Raw genomic sequence first — 17,497 nt, forward strand, 5'->3', positions numbered from 1 at the left:
GGGAAACTGATCTAAACGCTTGGCCAACCGACATCACCGCATTTCGAGGGTTTCCGCATGGACAAGTTCGTCAAGCTGACCGGCGTCGCCGCGCCGCTCCCCGTCGTCAATATCGACACGGACATGATCATTCCGAAGGACTACCTGAAGACGATCAAGCGCACCGGCCTCGGCAAGGGCCTCTTCGCCGAAGCGCGCTATAACGAGGACGGCAGCGTCAACGAAAGCTTCGTGCTGAACAAGCCCGCCTATCAGAACGCGACGATCCTGGTCGCCGGCGACAATTTCGGCTGCGGCTCCTCGCGTGAGCATGCCCCCTGGGCGCTGCTCGACTTCGGCATCCGCTGCGTGATCTCCACGAGCTTCGCCGACATCTTCTACAACAACTGTTTCAAGAACGGCATCCTGCCGATCGTCGTCAGCCAGGAAGACCTGGACAAGCTGATGGACGACGCCAGCCGCGGCTCCAACGCCATCCTGACGGTCGACCTGGAAGCCCAGGAAATCACCGGCCCCGACGGCGGCCGCATCGGCTTCGAGATCGACGCCTTCCGCCGCCATTGCCTCCTGAACGGCCTCGATGACATCGGCCTGACGCTGGAGAAGGCGCCCGCCATCGACAGCTTCGAGAAGCAGACCGCAGCTTCGCGCCCCTGGGCGTGATCCGGTGCGCCGGCTGATCTCGTCCGGCTCCCCCTTCGAAACGACGGCGGGCTATTCGCGCGCCGTCGTGGAGGGCAACTGGTGCTTCGTTTCCGGCACGACCGGCTACGACTATGCCACCATGACCATGCCCGAAAGCGTCGAGGACCAGACGCGCAACTGCCTTTCCACCATCGGCAGGGTTCTCGAAGACGCCGGCTTCTCCTTCGCCGATGTGGTACGCTGCCACTACTACGTGACCGAAGCGGCCTTTGCCGACCGCGTCTTCCCGATCCTCGGCGAGACGTTCGGCGCCATTCGCCCCGCCGCCACCATGATCGTCTGCGATCTGATCCGCCCGGAAATGCGGATCGAGATCGAGGTCACGGCACTCCGCCGAGGCTGAGTCCTCCGCGCAAAAATCTTTCCTTTCGGCGATTTTCCTTGAATGGAAGTTGCGCTAAGAAGCGCCCAACCCTTCCGTGACATCAAGGAACATCCCATGACAGCGCGTACCCTCCTCCTTCTGCCCGGCGACGGCATCGGCCCGGAAGCCATGGCGGAAGTCCGCAAGATCATCGCCTATATGAACGCCGAGCGTGGCGCGGGCTTCGAGACCGACGAAGGCCTCGTCGGCGGCTCGGCCTATGACGCCCATGGCGCGGCGATCTCGGAAGGCGACATGGAGAAGGCGCTTGCGGCCGACGCCGTGCTCTTCGGCGCCGTCGGCGGCCCGAAGTGGGATGCCGTTCCTTACGAGGTGCGCCCCGAAGCCGGCCTGCTGCGCCTGCGCAAGGACCTGAAGCTCTTCGCGAACCTGCGCCCGGCCATCTGCTATCCGGCGCTCGCCAATGCCTCTTCGCTGAAGCCGGAACTCGTCGAGGGCCTCGACATTCTCATCGTGCGCGAGCTGACGGGCGGCGTCTATTTCGGCGAGCCGAAGGAAATCATCGACCTCGGCAACGGCCAGAAGCGCGGCATCGACACGCAGGTCTACGACACCTACGAGATCGAGCGCATCGCCGGCGTCGCCTTCGAGCTGGCCCGCACGCGCGGCAACCGCGTCTGCTCGATGGAAAAGCGTAACGTCATGAAGTCCGGCGTGCTCTGGAACCAGGTCGTGACGGAAACGCACAAGCGCAGCTACTCCGACGTGCAGCTCGAGCACATGCTCGCCGATGCCGGCGGCATGCAGCTCGTGCGTGCCCCCAAGCAGTTCGACGTCATCGTCACGGACAACCTCTTCGGCGACATGCTCTCCGACGTCGCGGCGATGCTGACCGGCTCGCTCGGCATGCTGCCCTCCGCCTCGCTCGGCGCGCCGGACGCCAAGACCGGCAAGCGCAAGGCCCTCTACGAGCCCGTGCACGGCTCGGCGCCCGATATCGCCGGCAAGGGCATCGCCAACCCGATCGCCATGATCGCCTCCTTCGCCATGTGCCTGCGCTACTCGTTCAACATGGTCGCGGACGCCGACAACCTGGAAAAGGCCATCGCCGAAGTCCTCGACAGCGGCACCCGCACCGGCGACATCATGGCCGAAGGCTGCCGCAAGGTCGGCACCGCCGAGATGGGCGACGCCATCCTCGCCGCCTTCAGGAAGCTCTCGGCCTGAGCCTTCGCAGATTACTGAAAAGGCTCCCGTTGCACGCGCAGCGGGAGCCTTTTTCGTTTGCCTCCCTTGAATTGCCGGCGGCGGCCAACACATGGAAACAACGCCGTTACAAGGGATGACCATGAACCGATCGCTTGCGACCTCCTCGCTCTGGATCCTCGCCACCACCGCCATCCTCGTCGCGGCCCTTGTTCCTTTCGATCCGCTGCTGTCGGAACGCGCCCAGGGGCTGCCGCGCGGCGTGGTCGCCTTCAACGAGCGCATCACCGATTTCGGCACCTTCCGCTGGATGATCTACGGCTCCGGTTTTCTCGTCATCCTCACCTATGTCGTCGGCCGGGCAAGCGCCGACGAGACTAGAGCAGGGCGGGCGAGGACCGGCGGGCGGCTGTCGCTCTACTTCTTCCTGACGATCGGCGCGACGAGCGCGCTCGTCCATCTCGTCAAGCTGATCGTGGGGCGGGCGCGGCCGGCGCTTTTCGCCGAATACGGCGCCTACAGCCTCACGCCCTTTGCCTATGACGATCTCTATTCCAGCTTTCCCTCCGGCCACTCGGCGGCCGTCGGCGCCTTCTTCGGCGCCTTCTCGATGCTGGTGCCGCGCCTGCGTCCGCTCTTCCTCCTCGGCGCGCTGGCGATCGGCGTCTCGCGCGTTGTCGTCGGCGCGCATTATCCGAGCGACGTGGCCGCCGGCCTGCTGCTCGGCCTCTGGACGGCCATCGCCACGGCCTATCTCTTCGCCCGCGCAAACTGGCTCTTCCGCTTCGACGCGCGCGGCTGGCCCCTGCCGAAATCCGCGACGCCGCCGAAAGGCCAATGAAAAGCCGGCCCGTGTCGCCACGGGCCGGCTCGCCATGAACGGATCGGAAGGGGGGTGATCAATCCATGGCGTGGATGTCGCGGTCCTTCGTTTCCGGCAGGAAGAGAAGGCCGATGACCAGCGTGATGCCCGCGAAGATGATCGGGTACCAGAGGCCGTAGTAGATGTCGCCCTTGGCCGCGCTCATCGCGAAGGCCATCGCCGGAAGCAGACCGCCGAACCAGCCGTTGCCGATATGGTAGGGCAGCGACATGCCGGTGTAGCGGATGCGGGTCGGGAAGAGCTCGACCAACAGGGCGGCGATCGGGCCGTAGACCATCGTGACGTAGATCACGAGGACGGTCAGCACGGCGATGGTCATGACCCAGTTCACCTGCGCCGGATCGGCGACCATGGTGAAGGCGCCGCCCTTGTCGATCGTATAGACCGGCATGTCGGCGGCCCCGGCGGCTTCTTCCGCCGTCAGCAGCTTGCCGGCAACGAGATCGGCCGAAGACATGGTGGCCTTCTCGCCGCCGCGAACGGCAGCCGCATCAAGGCCGAGTTCCGGGTTGGCCGCGATGAAGGCGTCCAGCTTGGAGTCCGGAACCTTCGCCGCGCCGCGAACCAGCGGATAGCCCGCATCGTGAAGCGCGATGTTGATGCCCTTGCGGAAGGCCGCCTCGTGCGCCTTGGCGTCGTCGCCCGAAGCAACGGCGTCGTAGCTGGTGATCGTCTCTTCGCCGATCTTGACCGTGGCGGCCGTTCCGGCCGGCGCCGTGGTGACGACGTCATAGGGAACGGAGTTCTGCGTCAGGAACGAGGTGGCGATATCGCACGAGGTGGTGAACTTCGCCGTGCCGGTCGGGTTGAACTGGAACTTGCAGTCGCCCGGGGCGGCGGTGACCGTGGCGCGGATCGTCGCCTGGGCTTCCGCCAGTGCCGGGTTGCCGGCCCAGGTCATGGCCTTGAACAGCGGGAAGTAGGTCAGCATGGCGAGCAACAGGCCGGCCATGATGATCGGCTTGCGGCCGATCTTGTCCGACAGCCAGCCGAAGAAGACGAAGAAGCCGGAGCCGATGAGCAGCGCGACCGCCACCATGATGTTGGCGGACTGGCCGTCGACCTTGAGCACGCCCGTCAGGAAGAACAGGGCGTAGAACTGGCCGGAATACCAGACGACGGCCTGGCCGACGACGGCGCCGAACAGCGCCAGCAGCGCGATCTTGGCATTGCGCCACTGGCCGAAGGCTTCCGTCAGCGGCGCCTTGGAACCCTTGCCCTCTTCCTTCATCTTCGCGAAGGCGGGCGATTCGTTCATCTTCATGCGGATCCAGACGGAAACGCCGAGCAGAACGACCGAGACGAGGAACGGAATGCGCCAGCCCCAGGCCGCGAAAGCCTCCTTGCCAACGATGAACTGCACCGCCAGGATGACGATCAGCGACAGGAACAGGCCGAGCGTCGCCGTGGTCTGGATCCAGGAGGTGAAGTAGCCGCGCCGGCCGTCCGGTGCATGCTCGGCGACATAGGTCGCGGCACCGCCATACTCACCGCCGAGCGCCAGGCCCTGCAGCATGCGCAGCGCGATCAGGATGATCGGCGCGGCGATACCGATCGAGGCGGCGCCGGGCAAGAGGCCCACGACGAAGGTCGAGAAACCCATGATCAGGATGGTCACGAGGAAGGTATATTTGCGGCCGACGAGATCGCCGAGGCGGCCGAAGACCAGCGCGCCGAACGGGCGCACGAGGAAGCCGGCGGCGAAGGCGAGCAGCGCGAAGATGTTGCGCGTCGTCTCCGGATACTGGCTGAAGAAGGTTGCGCCGATATAGATCGCCAGCGAACCGTAAAGATAGAAATCGTACCACTCGAAGACGGTGCCGAGCGAAGAGGCGAAGATCACCTTCTTCTGCTCGCCCGTCATGGACGACGCCTTGGCGTTGCCCACGGTCGAAACATTGGCCATTTGTTTGTCCTCCACAAAACGGCGTATCGGGGCAGCCCCTATGCGGTCCGGTGTTTCTCCCTCAAACCCCGGACAGGGTGCGCCTGATGGAAGGATGGCAGAAAACCAATTGTCATATCAGCGCTGCTTTGGGCTTATGACTTTCGGCGTAAGACTAAAGTGGAGGCGGGCGGTGAAATGCGCCGGACCGCATGCAACACTTGACTCTTCGGCAGATGAGCGTATTCAGCACGCACGCAAGGGAACCGCCATGTACCGCTTTGGACTGTCCATCGCCCGCATGATCGCTCCGGCCTTCAACGCCGGACGGGTTCGTCATTGCGTATCGATTTCCAAAACAACGGCCAAAACGACGACGAAAACCGTCTGACGTCTCTGGCCCACCGCTCTCTCCCCGGTATGGCCGGGGACCGAAACCCGCGTCACGGCCGGCGGGTTTCCCCTCCTGACCCGCGGAGAGACAGAGAAAGAGAGCTTTAGTCATGGGTTTCAAGATCGCAGTCGCCGGCGCGACCGGCAATGTCGGCCGCGAGATGCTGAACATCCTTTCCGAGCGCGGTTTCCCGGCCGATGAGGTGGTGGCGCTCGCTTCCGCCCGCTCGCAGGGCACCGAAGTCTCCTTCGGCGACAAGACGCTGAAGGTGCAGAACCTCGAGAACTACGATTTCTCCGACACTGACATCTGCCTGATGTCAGCCGGCGGTACCGTCTCGCAGAAGTATTCGCCGAAGATCGGCGCGCAGGGCTGCGTCGTCATCGACAATTCCTCGGCCTGGCGCTACGACGCCGACGTGCCGCTGATCGTTCCGGAAGTGAACCCGGACGCCATCGCGGGGTTCACCCGTAAGAATATCATCGCCAACCCGAATTGCTCGACCGCCCAGCTCGTCGTCGCGCTGAAGCCGCTGCATGACCGCGCCACCATCAAGCGCGTCGTCGTCTCGACCTACCAGTCCGTCTCCGGCGCCGGCAAGGACGGCATGGACGAGCTCTTCAATCAGACGCGCGCCGTCTTCGTCGCCGATCCGATCGAATCGAAGAAGTTCACCAAGCGCATCGCCTTCAACGTCATCCCGCATATCGATAGCTTCATGGAAGACGGCTACACGAAGGAAGAGTGGAAGGTTCTCGCCGAGACCAAGAAGATGCTCGATCCGAAGATCAAGGTGACCTGCACGGCGGTGCGCGTCCCGGTCTTCATCGGCCATTCCGAATCGGTCAACATCGAGTTCGAGAAGGAAATCACGGCGGACGAAGCCCGCGAGATCCTGCGCGAGGCGCCGGGTTGCCAGGTCATCGACAAGCACGAGAACGGCGGCTACATCACCCCTTACGAATCGGCTGGTGAAGACGCCACCTACATCTCGCGCATCCGCGAGGACGCGACGGTCGAGAACGGCCTCAACCTGTGGGTCGTCTCCGACAACCTGCGCAAGGGTGCCGCCCTCAACGCCATCCAGATCGCCGAACTGCTCGTGGCCCGCGGCCTGATCAAGGCGAAGAAGCAGGCCGCCTGATAGCGCAAGAGCGACGGAACGGTGCCTTTCCGCATTTCGGTGAAAAGTGGCAACGTTCCGTTAAGCAAGTTTAAATAAAAGTCCCGGTTGTTCCGTTTGAGAACAATCGGGACTTTGCTTTGAGCCGGAACGGTCCGAAGCAGGGTGCGGTGACAGGAACCGGGGAGCATGCCATGCTCCCGCAGCGGATTTGACGAGAGATCACGGGGTTTTTCATGGGCATGACAAAGAGCGTGGCCAAGGTGCTGGCCGCAATGATCGCCACGGCGGCAGTGCCGGCGGCGGCCGAAGCCGCCCAGTGCGGCAAGGATGCGGGCGGTTTTCCGGCCTGGGTCGAGGCATTCAAGGGCGAGGCGGCCAGCCGCGGCATCAGCCGCTCGACGCTGGACAAGGCCTTTTCCAATGTCGACTATGCCCGCGCAACGATCCGCGCCGACCGCGGCCAGAAGAGCTTCAAGCTCTCGCTCGAGCAGTTCATGCAGAAGCGCGGCGGCCAGGCGATCATCCGCCGCGGCAAGGGCCTGAAGAAGCAGAATGCCGCGCTCTTCCAGCGCATCGAAGCACGCTACGGCGTGCCGGCCGGCCCGCTGCTGGCGATCTGGGGCATGGAAACCGGCTTCGGCGGCTTCCTCGGCAAGGAGCACACGCTCTCGGCCGTGGCGACGCTCGCCTATGACTGCCGCCGTCCGGAATATTTCACCAACCAGCTCTATGCCGCCCTGCAGCTCGTGCAGAACGGCACACTGAGCACGACGGCGCGCGGCGCGGCGCATGGCGAAATCGGCCAGACGCAGTTCCTGCCGGTGAACGTACTGAAATACGGCGTCGACGGCGACGGCAACGGCCGCATCGACCTCGTCGGCTCCAAGGCCGACGCGCTTGCCTCGACGGCGAACTTCCTGCGCGGCCACGGCTGGAGCGCCGGCGCGGGCTACCAGCCGGGCGAGCCGAACTTCGGCGCCCTGCAGGGCTGGAACGCCGCCAGCGTCTACCAGCGCGCGATCGCCATCATCGGCGCGGAAATCGACGGCAACTGACCTGAAGACCGGCCTGTAGGCCGGCGCTTGGGAAATCCGGAAAAGAGCCTGGCGCGGACCCCCGCGCCGGGTTTTTTATGCGCTCGGCCGTTTGAAGTCGCCCGTCGTGGCATCCATGATCCAGAGTTCGCCGGTCGAGATGTCGAACCAGGCGCCATGGAGCTGGATGCGCCCCTTTTCCTCGAGGATGCGCACGCAGGGGAAGGTGCGGAGATTGGCGAGCGAATTGCGGATCGAGACGCGCTCCAACGCGCGCTGGCGTTCGCCCTGCGTCAGGCTCTCCGCGCCCTGGATCTGCTCGGCGACGGGCTTGAGCATGCCCATCCACTTGCCGATGAAGTCCCCGGGCGAAAGCGGCTCGGCATCCGGATCGAGCGCGGCCGAGATGCCGCCGCAGCGGCCGTGGCCCATCACGAGGATGTCGCTGACCTTCAGCGACTGCACGGCGAATTCAAGCGCGGCGGAAGTCGCGTGGAACTGGCCGTCCGGCTCGTAGGGCGGCACGAGATTGGCGACATTGCGTATCACGAAGAGCTCGCCCGGCCCGCTGTCGAAGATCGTCTCCGGCGCGGCGCGGGAGTCGCAACAGGCGATGACGAGCGTCTTGGGCTTCTGGCCCGTTTCGGCGAGCGCCCTGTAGCGCGCGGACTGCTCGGAATAGCGGCCCGACATGAAATTGCGGTAGCCGTTCAGAAGACGATCGGGAAAGCGGTTCATGGTGTCGGAATACTCCCGTGCCGGCGATCTCTACCGGATGAGACCGCATCCGGTTTTGCATAAACCACTCTGAAAGGAGCCGCGCAAGGGCCGATTTACGGACGGCGCATCTGGGTGGGATGCATCAGGCGGCGCATATGCACCATGGCCATGGGCGTCGCGATGCTGGAGGCGTCCTGCTCCAGCGTCAGCTCGTCCGCCCCGCGCTTGGCGGTGCGCGTGACGATCTCGAAGACGCTGGCCGTCGCCATCGACAGCGCCCGCTCTTCCGGCAGGCCCTCCATCAGGCGCGAGAGGAAGATCGCCGAAAGGAGATCGCCCGTTCCGTTCGGCGGGTTCGGCACGAGCCGGTGCTCGGCAAGGAGCGCGTCGCGGCCGGAAAGATAGAGATTGCCCGTGCTGCCGGCCATCATCGGCAGCGCAGAGGTGACGAGCATGCGCGGCGGGCCGAGCGAAAGCGCCGCCTCGATGATCGCCCCGTTCGTCTCCAGCGGCGTGCCGGCGAGCCAGGATAGCTCGAAGCGGTTCGGCGTCGCCACCGAGGCGAGCGGGATCAGGCTGTCGCGGATCGCCACGGCCGTTTCTTCCGGGACATAGAGCCCGCGGTCGTCGCCGCAGACCGGATCGCACATATAGAAGAGGTCGGGATTGTCCGCACGAAGGCTCTCGACGAGCCGCGCGACGGACCGGGCCTGCGCCGCGCTGCCGAGATAGCCGGACAGCACGGCCTTGACCTCGCCGCGCCAGGGCGCGCGGATGAGATCGGAGATAATGGCGTCGAAGTCCTCCGCGGAGATCGGGACGCGCGTCGCGCGCCCATGGCCGGGATGCCAGGGCAGGATGACCGTGGGCAGGGCCCAGACCGGATGGCCGAGCGTTTCGAGTGCGAAGACCGCCGCGCGGTTGCCGACCGTGCCGCGCACCACATGGCTCGAAATCACGATGACCGTGCCCTTTTCGCTCTCGTCCATAGCCGGCTCCCTTTCCTTTCGCCGAGTGATGGCAAGGGGGTTTCGGCCTGTCAACGGCGCCGCCGAAAAACCCGTTGGGCGGAATGGCCGCATTGAACGGCTTCGGCCGGTTTTGGGCTGCTTTTCGACGGAAAAGGCCGGTTTTCGCGTCAAAACGACAGCATAACTGACCTGTTTTGGACAAAATCGATTGAATTTTCTCGCAAATCGACAAATTTCATCGCAGGTATTTTTTCTTCTGCTAACGTCCCGGCATCGGATTCGAGGGAGCATTCCATGGGTGCCAGGACCAACGTGAAGCGAGAAAAACATATCGAGGCCGCAAAGGCCGCAGCAGCCGCCCTCGGCGCAAAGACGCTCCAGCCGGACATCCTTTTCGGACGTGCCAGCAAGGATGATCTGGAGCACTATACGGGCGAGATGCTGGCCGTTGCCGCCGCCCATGCCATGGCCGAGATCGAGGCCTTCGACGGCACCTTGCCGCGCGTCACCGTGACGACGCTGCCGGACGTCACGCCGGCCGGCGAGCCCGTCTCCGTCCTCTCCGTCACCGACCATAACCAGCCGTTCCTCTACGATTCGGTCATGGCCGAGGTGACGAGCACGCATCGCGACATCCACCTTGCCGTCCACCCGATCCTGGTCGTCGCGCCGGGCGAGGCGCCGAAGCTCTTCTCGCCGGACGAGGAGAGCGATCCCGGGCAGCGGGTCAGCCATATCGAGATCCACCTGCCCGAACTCTCGCCCGGCGAGGCCGCCGCACTCGCCGAGCGTGTGAAGACCGTGCTCGCGCAGGTGCACCTTGCCGTCGAGGACTGGCCGGCGATGCTGCAGAAGCTCGACAGCGCCATGGCGGACATGGAGCGCTATGCCAAGGCCAAGCCCGGCAAGGACGAGGCGCTCGCCTTCCTCGACTGGCTGCGCGGCAACAACTTCACCTTCCTCGGCATGCGGGAATACACCTATTCCGGCAAGGGCGAGGCGGCGACCGTCGAGCGCGGCGGCGAAGGCCTCGGCATCCTTTCCGATCCCGACGTGCGCGTGCTGCGCCTCGGCAAGGACGCGGTGACGACGACGCCGGAAATCCTCGAATTCCTCGAAGGCCCGGATTTCCTCATCGTCACCAAGGCCAATGTGAAGTCGCTCGTCCACCGCCGTGCCTATATGGACTATGTCGGCCTCAAGCGCTTCGACGAGAAGGGCAAGGTCATCGGGGAGCTGCGCATCGTCGGCCTCTTCACCTCCACCGCCTATACGCATGCCGCCGGCCAGATCCCGCTGCTGCGCTCCAAGGTGGAGACGGTCATCGAGCATTTCGGCTACGACCCGAAGAGCCATTCCGGCAAGATGCTGATCAACACGCTGGAATCCTATCCGCGCGACGATCTCTTCCAGATCGATCCCGGCCTGCTCGCCACCTTCTGCGAGCAGATCAACGAGCTTTCCGACCGGCCGCGCATCCGCGTCCTGCCGCGCATCGACCGTTTCGACCGCTTCGTCTCGGTCATCGTCTACGTGCCGCGCGAGCAATACGATTCGGATGTCCGCGAGAAGATCGGCAACTATCTGAAATCGGCCTATGACGGCCGCGTCTCCGCCTATTACCCGGCCTTCCCGGAAGGCGGCCTCGCCCGCGTCCACTTCATCATCGGCCGCTCCGGCGGCAAGACGCCGCGCATTCCGCAGAACAAGCTCGAACAGGCCGTGCGCGAGATCGCCACGCGCTGGACCGACCGCTTCGAGGCGCTTTCCGGCGCCGACGGCCTGCAGCTCGTCACGGACCGCAGCTACCAGGAGGACTTCACCCCGGCCGAGGCCCATGCCGACCTTGCCCTGATCACCACGGCAACGCCGGAAAACCCGATCCGCATCGCCTTCTACCGCAAGGCATGGAACACGGACCTCGCCTCCGTCGAGCTGAAGATATTCCATGCCGGCGAGCCGGTTTCGCTCTCCAGGCGCGTGCCGCTCCTCGAAAACCTCGGCTTCAGCGTGGTCAGCGAGCAGACGCACGACCTGACTGTCGCCGGCCTCGACGGCGAAGAGCGCCGCGTCATCCTGCACGACATGGAGCTGCGGCAGCGTGACGGTCAGGAGGTGAACCTCGCCAGACTCAGCCCGATGCTGGAGGAAGCCTTCCTCGCGGCCTGGCACGGCGAGGTCGATGACGACGCGCTGAACCGCCTGATCCTCACCGCCGGCCTTTCCGCCCGCGAGATCATGGCGCTGCGCACCTATTCGCGCTACCTGCGCCAGACCGGCATCGCCTATTCGCAGGGCTATATCGCCGATACGCTCAACAAGTATCCAGCCATTGCCGCCAACCTCTTCCGCCTGTTCGAGACCCGCCTCGATCCGAAGCTCTCGGACCGCCAGCGCGAGAAGAAGTCGGCGGAGGTCGCCGCCGCAATCGAGGAGGCGCTGGCCGCCGTGCCGAGCCTCGACGAGGACCGGATGTTGCGGCGCTACGTCAACGCCATAGAGGCGACGCTGCGCACGAACTATTTCCAGAAGGATCCGGACGGCAGGCCGCGCAAGACGCTGGCGATCAAGCTCGATCCGAAGGCCCTCGACGGCCTGCCGGAACCGCGCCCCTTCCGCGAGATCTTCGTCTACGGCGCGGAAGTGGAGGGCGTGCACCTGCGCTTCGGCAAGGTCGCCCGCGGCGGCCTTCGCTGGTCCGACCGCGCGCAGGACTACCGCACGGAAGTGCTCGGCCTCGTCAAGGCGCAGCAGGTGAAGAACGCGGTCATCGTGCCGGTCGGCGCCAAGGGCGGCTTCTATCCCAAGCAGCTTCCCGCCGGCGGCAGCCGCGACGCCGTCTTCAAGGCCGGCACCGAGGCTTACAAGACCTATATCCGCACGCTGCTCTCCGTCACCGACAACATCGTCGGCCAGGACGTCGTGCCGCCGGCCGATACGGTCCGCATCGACGGGGACGATCCCTATTTCGTCGTCGCGGCCGACAAGGGCACGGCGACCTTCTCCGACACGGCGAACGGGCTTGCCCAGGAAGCCGGCTTCTGGCTCGACGACGCCTTCGCCTCCGGCGGCTCGGCGGGCTATGACCACAAGAAGATGGGCATCACCGCCCGCGGCGCGTGGGAAACCGTCAAGCGCCACTTCCGCGAGATGAACATAGACATCCAGAAGACACCCTTCACCGTCGCCGGCGTCGGCGACATGTCGGGCGACGTCTTCGGCAACGGCATGCTGCTGTCGCGCAAGATCCGCCTCGTCGCGGCCTTCGACCATCGCGACATCTTCATCGATCCTTCGCCGGACACCGACACGTCCTTCGCCGAGCGCCGCCGCATGTTCAACCTGCCGCGCTCGAGCTGGCAGGACTATGACCGCTCGGTGCTCTCCAAGGGCGCGATGATCATTCCGCGCACGGAGAAATCCGTGACGCTGACGCCGGAAGCCCAGGCCGTGATCGGCCTCGACAAAGCCAAGGCGACGCCCTTCGAGATCATGACGGCGATCCTGAAGGCCCCCGTCGATCTCCTGTGGTTCGGCGGCATCGGCACCTATATCCGCGGCCAGAACGAGACGGACGCGGAAGTGGGCGACCGCGCCAACGACCCGATCCGCATCGTCGGCGAGGATGTGCGCGCCAAGGTGATCGGCGAGGGCGCGAATCTCGGCGTCACCCAGCGCGGCCGCATCGCCTTCGGCCTCAAGGGCGGACGCAACAATTCCGACGCCATCGACAACTCGGCCGGCGTGAACTCGTCGGACGTCGAGGTGAACATCAAGATCGCGCTCGCCTCGGCCATGCGCGACGAGCGGCTGCCGCGCGCCAAGCGCAACGTGCTGCTCGCCTCGATGACGGACGAGGTGGCCCATCTCGTGCTGCGCAACAACTACCTGCAATCGCTGGCGATCTCGCTGACGGAGCGGCAGGGCCTTGCCAACCGCGCGCCGCTGACCCGCCTGATGGATCGTCTGGAAGCCGCCGGCCAGCTCAACCGCAAGGTCGAGACGCTGCCCGACGACCGCACCGTCGCCGAGCGCTACCAGGCCGGCAAGCCGCTGACGCGGCCGGAGATCGGCGTGCTGCTCTCCTATGCCAAGCTGGTGCTGTTCGACGAGCTGATCCACACCAGCCTGCCGGACGAACCCTATTTCGAGCCGACGCTGACGGGCTACTTCCCGGCGAAGATGCAGAAGGCCTATGCGGACGATATCCGCTCGCATCGCCTGCGCCGCGAGATCATCGCGACGATTCTCGCCAACGAGGTGATCAACCGCGGCGGCCCGGCCTTCATCAACGGCCTCACCGACGGCACCGGCTTCGGCCCGGCCGATGCGGTGAAGGCCGCGGTCATCGCCCGCGACGGCTACGGCCTTCCGGCGCTCTATGCCGGCGTCGATGCGCTGGACAATGTGGTCTCCGGCTCCGTCCAGAACGACCTCTACGAGGAGATCGGCCGCATCTACGCCTCCGTCACGGGCCTGCTGCTGACCACCGGCGCCGTCTCCGGTCCGCTGGACCAGGCTGTGCACAAGCTGAAGCAGGCGCTGAAACAGCTTCGGCCGAACCTTGCGACGCTCGTCTCGGAAGCAGCGGCCGACGAGGTCCGCCGCAAAGCCCATGCCTATGAGGACGAAGGCGTGCCGGAGGAGCTGGCGGAAGAGATCGCCACGCTTTCCATGCTGACCTTCGTGCCGGAGGTCATGCTGATCGCGGGCGCCACCGGCGATACCCTCGGCAAGACGGCGCAGACCTTCGCCGGTATCAGCTCCGCGCTGAATATCGGCCGTCTGCTTTCCGCGGCCGGCCGCATTCCGACCGGCGATCTCTACGAGGCCCTCGCCCTCCAGCGCAGCCTCACCGACATCGCCAATGCCCGCCGCGATCTTTCGACCGCCGTGCTCGCCCGCCACAAGGGCGACAAGGCGCCGCTCGCCGCCTGGCAGAACGCCGAAAAGGAGCGTCTCGCCCGCGTGACGGCGAACCTCTCGGCGCTGACGGAGACGGGCGAGGCCACGCTCGCCAAGGTCAGCGTCGCCGCGGGCATCCTGAGCGACCTTGCACAGGAAAGGGCGAAATGAGACAGTCCCCTGCCGGCTGACGGGGCCAATTCTCCGTTAGCCGGCTTGAGGACGGGCGCGGTCGTCGCCCCCGCAACAGAGGAGGGGCGATGACGATCGCAACGGAAAGCCGGGAGCCGCGCGCAAGCCGCCTCGGCATTGCGGGCTGGATGCTGTTCGACTGGGCCGCCCAACCTTTTTTCACGGTCATCACCACCTTTATCTTCGGCCCCTATCTCGTCTCGCGCCTGACCGCGGACCCCGTCGCAGGGCAGGCGGCCTGGAGCTACACGCTCACCGTCGCCGGCATCGCCATCGCGCTGCTCGCGCCCGTCATGGGCTCCATCGCCGATGCCTCCGGCGCGCGAAAGCCGTGGATCGCCGCCTTCGCGGTGGTGAAGATCCTGTCGCTTTCCGCCCTCTGGCTGGCCGTGCCGGGCAGCAGCCTCGCTTTTGCCATGGCGTTGATCGTGCTCGCCACCGTCGCGGCGGAATTCTCCATCGTCTTCAACGATTCCATGATGCCGCGGCTCGTGCGCCCGGAAGACACCGGCCGCATCTCCAACATCGCCTGGGGCCTCGGCTATCTCGGCGGCATGATCGTGCTGATCGCCGTCGTGGCGCTGCTCGCCGCCAATCCCGAGACCGGGAAAACCGCCATCGGCATCGCGCCGCTCTTCGGCCTCGACCCGGCGGCAGGCGAGGATGCGCGCATCACCGGCCCGATCTCGGCGCTGTGGTACTTCGTCTTCATCCTGCCGATGTTCTTCATCACGCCGGACCAGAGCCGCGGCCTGCCGATCGCCGCGGCCGTCCGCACCGGCTTTGCCGATCTTTCCACCGCGCTGCGTGATCTCAGGAAGAAGCCCGGCATCCTGCGCTTCCTTATCGCCCGCATGATCTACCAGGATGGCGTCAACGGCCTGCTTGCACTCGGCGGCACCTTCGCCGCCGGCATGTTCGCCTGGCAGACCTTCGAGCTCGGCATCTACGGCATCATCCTCAATGTCGTGGCGATCGGCGGCTGCCTCTATGCCAGCCGCCTCGACAGGCGCCTCGGCTCCAAGGCCGTCGTCGTGATGAGCCTCCTCTGCCTCACCGTCGCGACCGTCGGCATCGTCTCCACCGGCCCCGGCTTCACGCTCTTCGGCCTTATCCCGCTGCCGACGGCCGACAGCGGCGGCCTCTTCGGCACCGCGGCGGAAAAGGCCTATATCCTCTACGGCCTGCTCGTCGGCCTGACCTTCGGCCCGGTACAGGCGTCGGCCCGCTCCTATCTCGCTCAAAGCGTCCATCCGGACGAGGCCGGCCGCTATTTCGGCCTCTATGCCCTCTCCGGCCGCGCGACGTCCTTCCTCGCGCCGCTCTCGGTGGGCATCCTCACCACCGCCACGGGCTCGGCGCGCCTCGGCATGATGGCGCTCATCGTCTTCCTCGTCGCCGGCTTCCTGCTCCTCCTGCGCACGCCCTATCCGGCCGCAAAGGTCGAGGGCTGAAACGCAAGACGCCCCGCGAACGGGGCGTCGATCTGCTTGGACCCGTCGATGAATCCGGCTCAGTGCCGGAAATGCCGCATGCCGGTGAAGACCATCGCGACGCCCGCCTCATCGGCAGCCGCGATGACCTCCGCATCGCGCATCGAGCCGCCCGGCTGGATCACCGCCGTCGCCCCGGCGGCGATGGCCGAGAGCAGGCCGTCGGCGAAGGGGAGGAACGCCTCGGAGGCGACCGCAGAACCACGCGTCAGCGGCTCGGCAAGGCCCATGGCCTTCGCGGCTTCCTCGGCCTTGAGGCCGGCAATGCGGGCGGAATCGACGCGGCTCATCTGGCCGGCGCCGATGCCCGCCGTCTGGCCGTCCTTGGCATAGACCACGGCATTCGACTTCACATGCTTGGCGATCTTGAAGGCGAACTTCATGTCTTCCAGCTCCTGCGCGGTCGGCGCGCGCCTGGTGACGACCTTCAGCTCCAGATCCTCGACCATGCCGTTATCGCGGCTCTGGACGAGGAGGCCACCGGAAACGGTCTTGGCGGAAAGGCCCGGCACGCGCGGATCGGGCAGGGCGCCCGTCACCAGGAGGCGCAGGTTCGGCTTGCCGGCGATGATGGCGCGCGCGGTCTCGTCGGCGTCGGGCGCGATGATGACCTCGGTGAAGAGCTTGACGATCTCCTCCGCCGTCTCGCCATCGAGCGTCGAATTGAGCGCGATGATGCCGCCGAAGGCCGAGACCGGGTCGCAGGCGAGCGCCCGCGCATAGGCCTCCTTCAGCGTCCTGCCGGTGGCGACGCCGCAGGGATTGGCATGCTTGATGATCGCGCAGGCCGGGCCGTTCTCCGGCAGGAACTCGGCGACCAGCTCGAAGGCGGCGTCCGTGTCGTTGATATTGTTATAGGAAAGCTGCTTGCCCTGTAGCAGCGTCGCCGTCGCGACGCCGGGGCGGTTCTCGCCGGTGACGTAGAAGCCCGCCTTCTGGTGCGGGTTCTCGCCGTAGCGCATCTCTTCCTTCAGCACGCCGCCGAGGACGCGGTGGCGCGGCATGGAGATGTCGAGCGCCTCGGCGAACCAGTTGGAAATCGCCGCATCATAGGCGGCCGTGCGGGCATAGGCCTTGGCGGCCATCTTCTGGCGGAAGGCATAGGTGGTCGAACCGTCGGCAAGCTCTTCGAGCAGGGCGGAGTAGTCGGCAGGGTCCGTGACGATGGTCACATAGGCGTGGTTCTTGGCCGAGGCGCGGATCATCGCCGGGCCACCGATATCGATGTTCTCGACCGTGGTCGGATAGTCGCCGCCCTTGGCGCGCACGTCCTCGAACGGATAGAGATTGATGACGGCAAGGTCGATCGCGCCGATGCCATGCGCCTTCATCGCCTCGACATGCTCCGCATCGTCGCGAATGGCGAGCAGGCCGCCATGCACCGAAGGATGCAGCGTCTTGACGCGGCCGTCCATGATTTCCGGAAAGCCGGTGACCTCCGAGACATCCGTCACCGCAAGGCCGGCATCGGACAGCGCCTTGTGCGTGCCACCGGTCGAAAGCAGCCGCACGCCCTTTCCGGCAAGCGCCCGGGCGAGCTCCACGATGCCGGTCTTGTCGGACACGGACAGCAGAGCCGTGCGGACGGCGACGCGATCAGGGGCGGGGATTTTCTTGGAAATGACGGCCATGGGACGCTCCGTTCTGACGGCCCGGGA

12 protein-coding genes are annotated in these 17,497 nt (G+C 65.7%); 8 read left to right on the forward strand and 4 right to left on the reverse strand.

Annotated features, from left to right (window positions below):
- Positions 1-57: 57 nt before the first annotated feature.
- From leuD to DSD28_RS18650, 4 genes are all read left to right on the forward strand, one after another.
- Positions 58-663: a 3-isopropylmalate dehydratase small subunit gene (gene leuD, locus DSD28_RS18635; protein WP_119257920.1), complete on the forward strand. Its 606-nt coding sequence runs from the start codon at positions 58-60 to the stop codon at positions 661-663.
- Between the two features lie 4 nt (positions 664-667).
- Positions 668-1,048, forward strand: coding sequence for a RidA family protein (locus DSD28_RS18640; protein ID WP_119257921.1), 381 nt, complete (start codon positions 668-670; stop codon positions 1,046-1,048).
- Between the two features lie 96 nt (positions 1,049-1,144).
- On the forward strand, positions 1,145-2,257 hold the full coding sequence (leuB, locus tag DSD28_RS18645) for a 3-isopropylmalate dehydrogenase (protein ID WP_119257922.1): 1,113 nt from the start codon (positions 1,145-1,147) through the stop codon (positions 2,255-2,257).
- 121 nt (positions 2,258-2,378) lie between these two features.
- Positions 2,379-3,077 (forward strand): phosphatase PAP2 family protein, encoded by a 699-nt coding sequence (locus DSD28_RS18650; RefSeq protein ID WP_119258018.1) that lies wholly within the window; start codon positions 2,379-2,381, stop codon positions 3,075-3,077.
- Positions 3,078-3,135: 58 nt separating this feature from the next.
- Here DSD28_RS18650 and DSD28_RS18655 read toward each other — a convergent pair whose 3' ends face one another.
- Positions 3,136-5,025 carry an MFS transporter gene (locus DSD28_RS18655; protein WP_119257923.1) on the reverse strand — a complete coding sequence of 630 codons (1,890 nt, stop codon included), beginning with the start codon at positions 5,023-5,025 and terminating at the stop codon, positions 3,136-3,138.
- A 482-nt stretch (positions 5,026-5,507) separates the two neighbouring features.
- Between DSD28_RS18655 and DSD28_RS18660 the strand changes: the two genes are divergently transcribed.
- Positions 5,508-6,542: an aspartate-semialdehyde dehydrogenase gene (locus DSD28_RS18660; RefSeq protein ID WP_119257924.1), complete on the forward strand. Its 1,035-nt coding sequence runs from the start codon at positions 5,508-5,510 to the stop codon at positions 6,540-6,542.
- Between the two features lie 215 nt (positions 6,543-6,757).
- Positions 6,758-7,579 carry a lytic murein transglycosylase gene (locus DSD28_RS18665; RefSeq protein WP_119257925.1) on the forward strand — a complete coding sequence of 274 codons (822 nt, stop codon included), beginning with the start codon at positions 6,758-6,760 and terminating at the stop codon, positions 7,577-7,579.
- A 75-nt stretch (positions 7,580-7,654) separates the two neighbouring features.
- On the opposite strand, the gene DSD28_RS18670 is transcribed toward DSD28_RS18665, so the two are convergent.
- Entirely contained in the window at positions 7,655-8,296 is a 642-nt protein-coding gene (locus tag DSD28_RS18670) for a carbonic anhydrase (RefSeq protein WP_119257926.1), read from the reverse strand.
- A gap of 95 nt (positions 8,297-8,391) precedes the next feature.
- A complete protein-coding gene (gene pdxY / locus DSD28_RS18675) occupies positions 8,392-9,267 on the reverse strand; it encodes a pyridoxal kinase PdxY (protein ID WP_119257927.1) in 876 nt (291 codons plus the stop codon).
- A gap of 276 nt (positions 9,268-9,543) precedes the next feature.
- Here pdxY and DSD28_RS18680 point away from each other — a divergent pair, with 276 nt between their 5' ends.
- Positions 9,544-14,325: an NAD-glutamate dehydrogenase gene (locus DSD28_RS18680; protein ID WP_119257928.1), complete on the forward strand. Its 4,782-nt coding sequence runs from the start codon at positions 9,544-9,546 to the stop codon at positions 14,323-14,325.
- 89 nt (positions 14,326-14,414) lie between these two features.
- The gene (locus tag DSD28_RS18685) at positions 14,415-15,800 is read left to right on the forward strand and encodes an MFS transporter (RefSeq protein ID WP_119257929.1); all 1,386 of its coding nucleotides are present in this window, start codon (positions 14,415-14,417) and stop codon (positions 15,798-15,800) included.
- A gap of 59 nt (positions 15,801-15,859) precedes the next feature.
- Here the strand turns inward: DSD28_RS18685 and purH are convergent, their stop codons facing one another.
- Positions 15,860-17,470, reverse strand: a complete 1,611-nt coding sequence (gene purH, locus DSD28_RS18690; protein ID WP_119257930.1) for a bifunctional phosphoribosylaminoimidazolecarboxamide formyltransferase/IMP cyclohydrolase — start codon at positions 17,468-17,470, stop codon at positions 15,860-15,862.
- Between the last annotated feature and the right edge of the window lie 27 nt (positions 17,471-17,497).

It is taken from the genome of Shinella zoogloeoides (genome assembly GCF_003574625.1).
In the GTDB taxonomy this organism is placed as follows: Bacteria; Pseudomonadota; Alphaproteobacteria; order Rhizobiales; family Rhizobiaceae; genus Shinella; species Shinella zoogloeoides_A.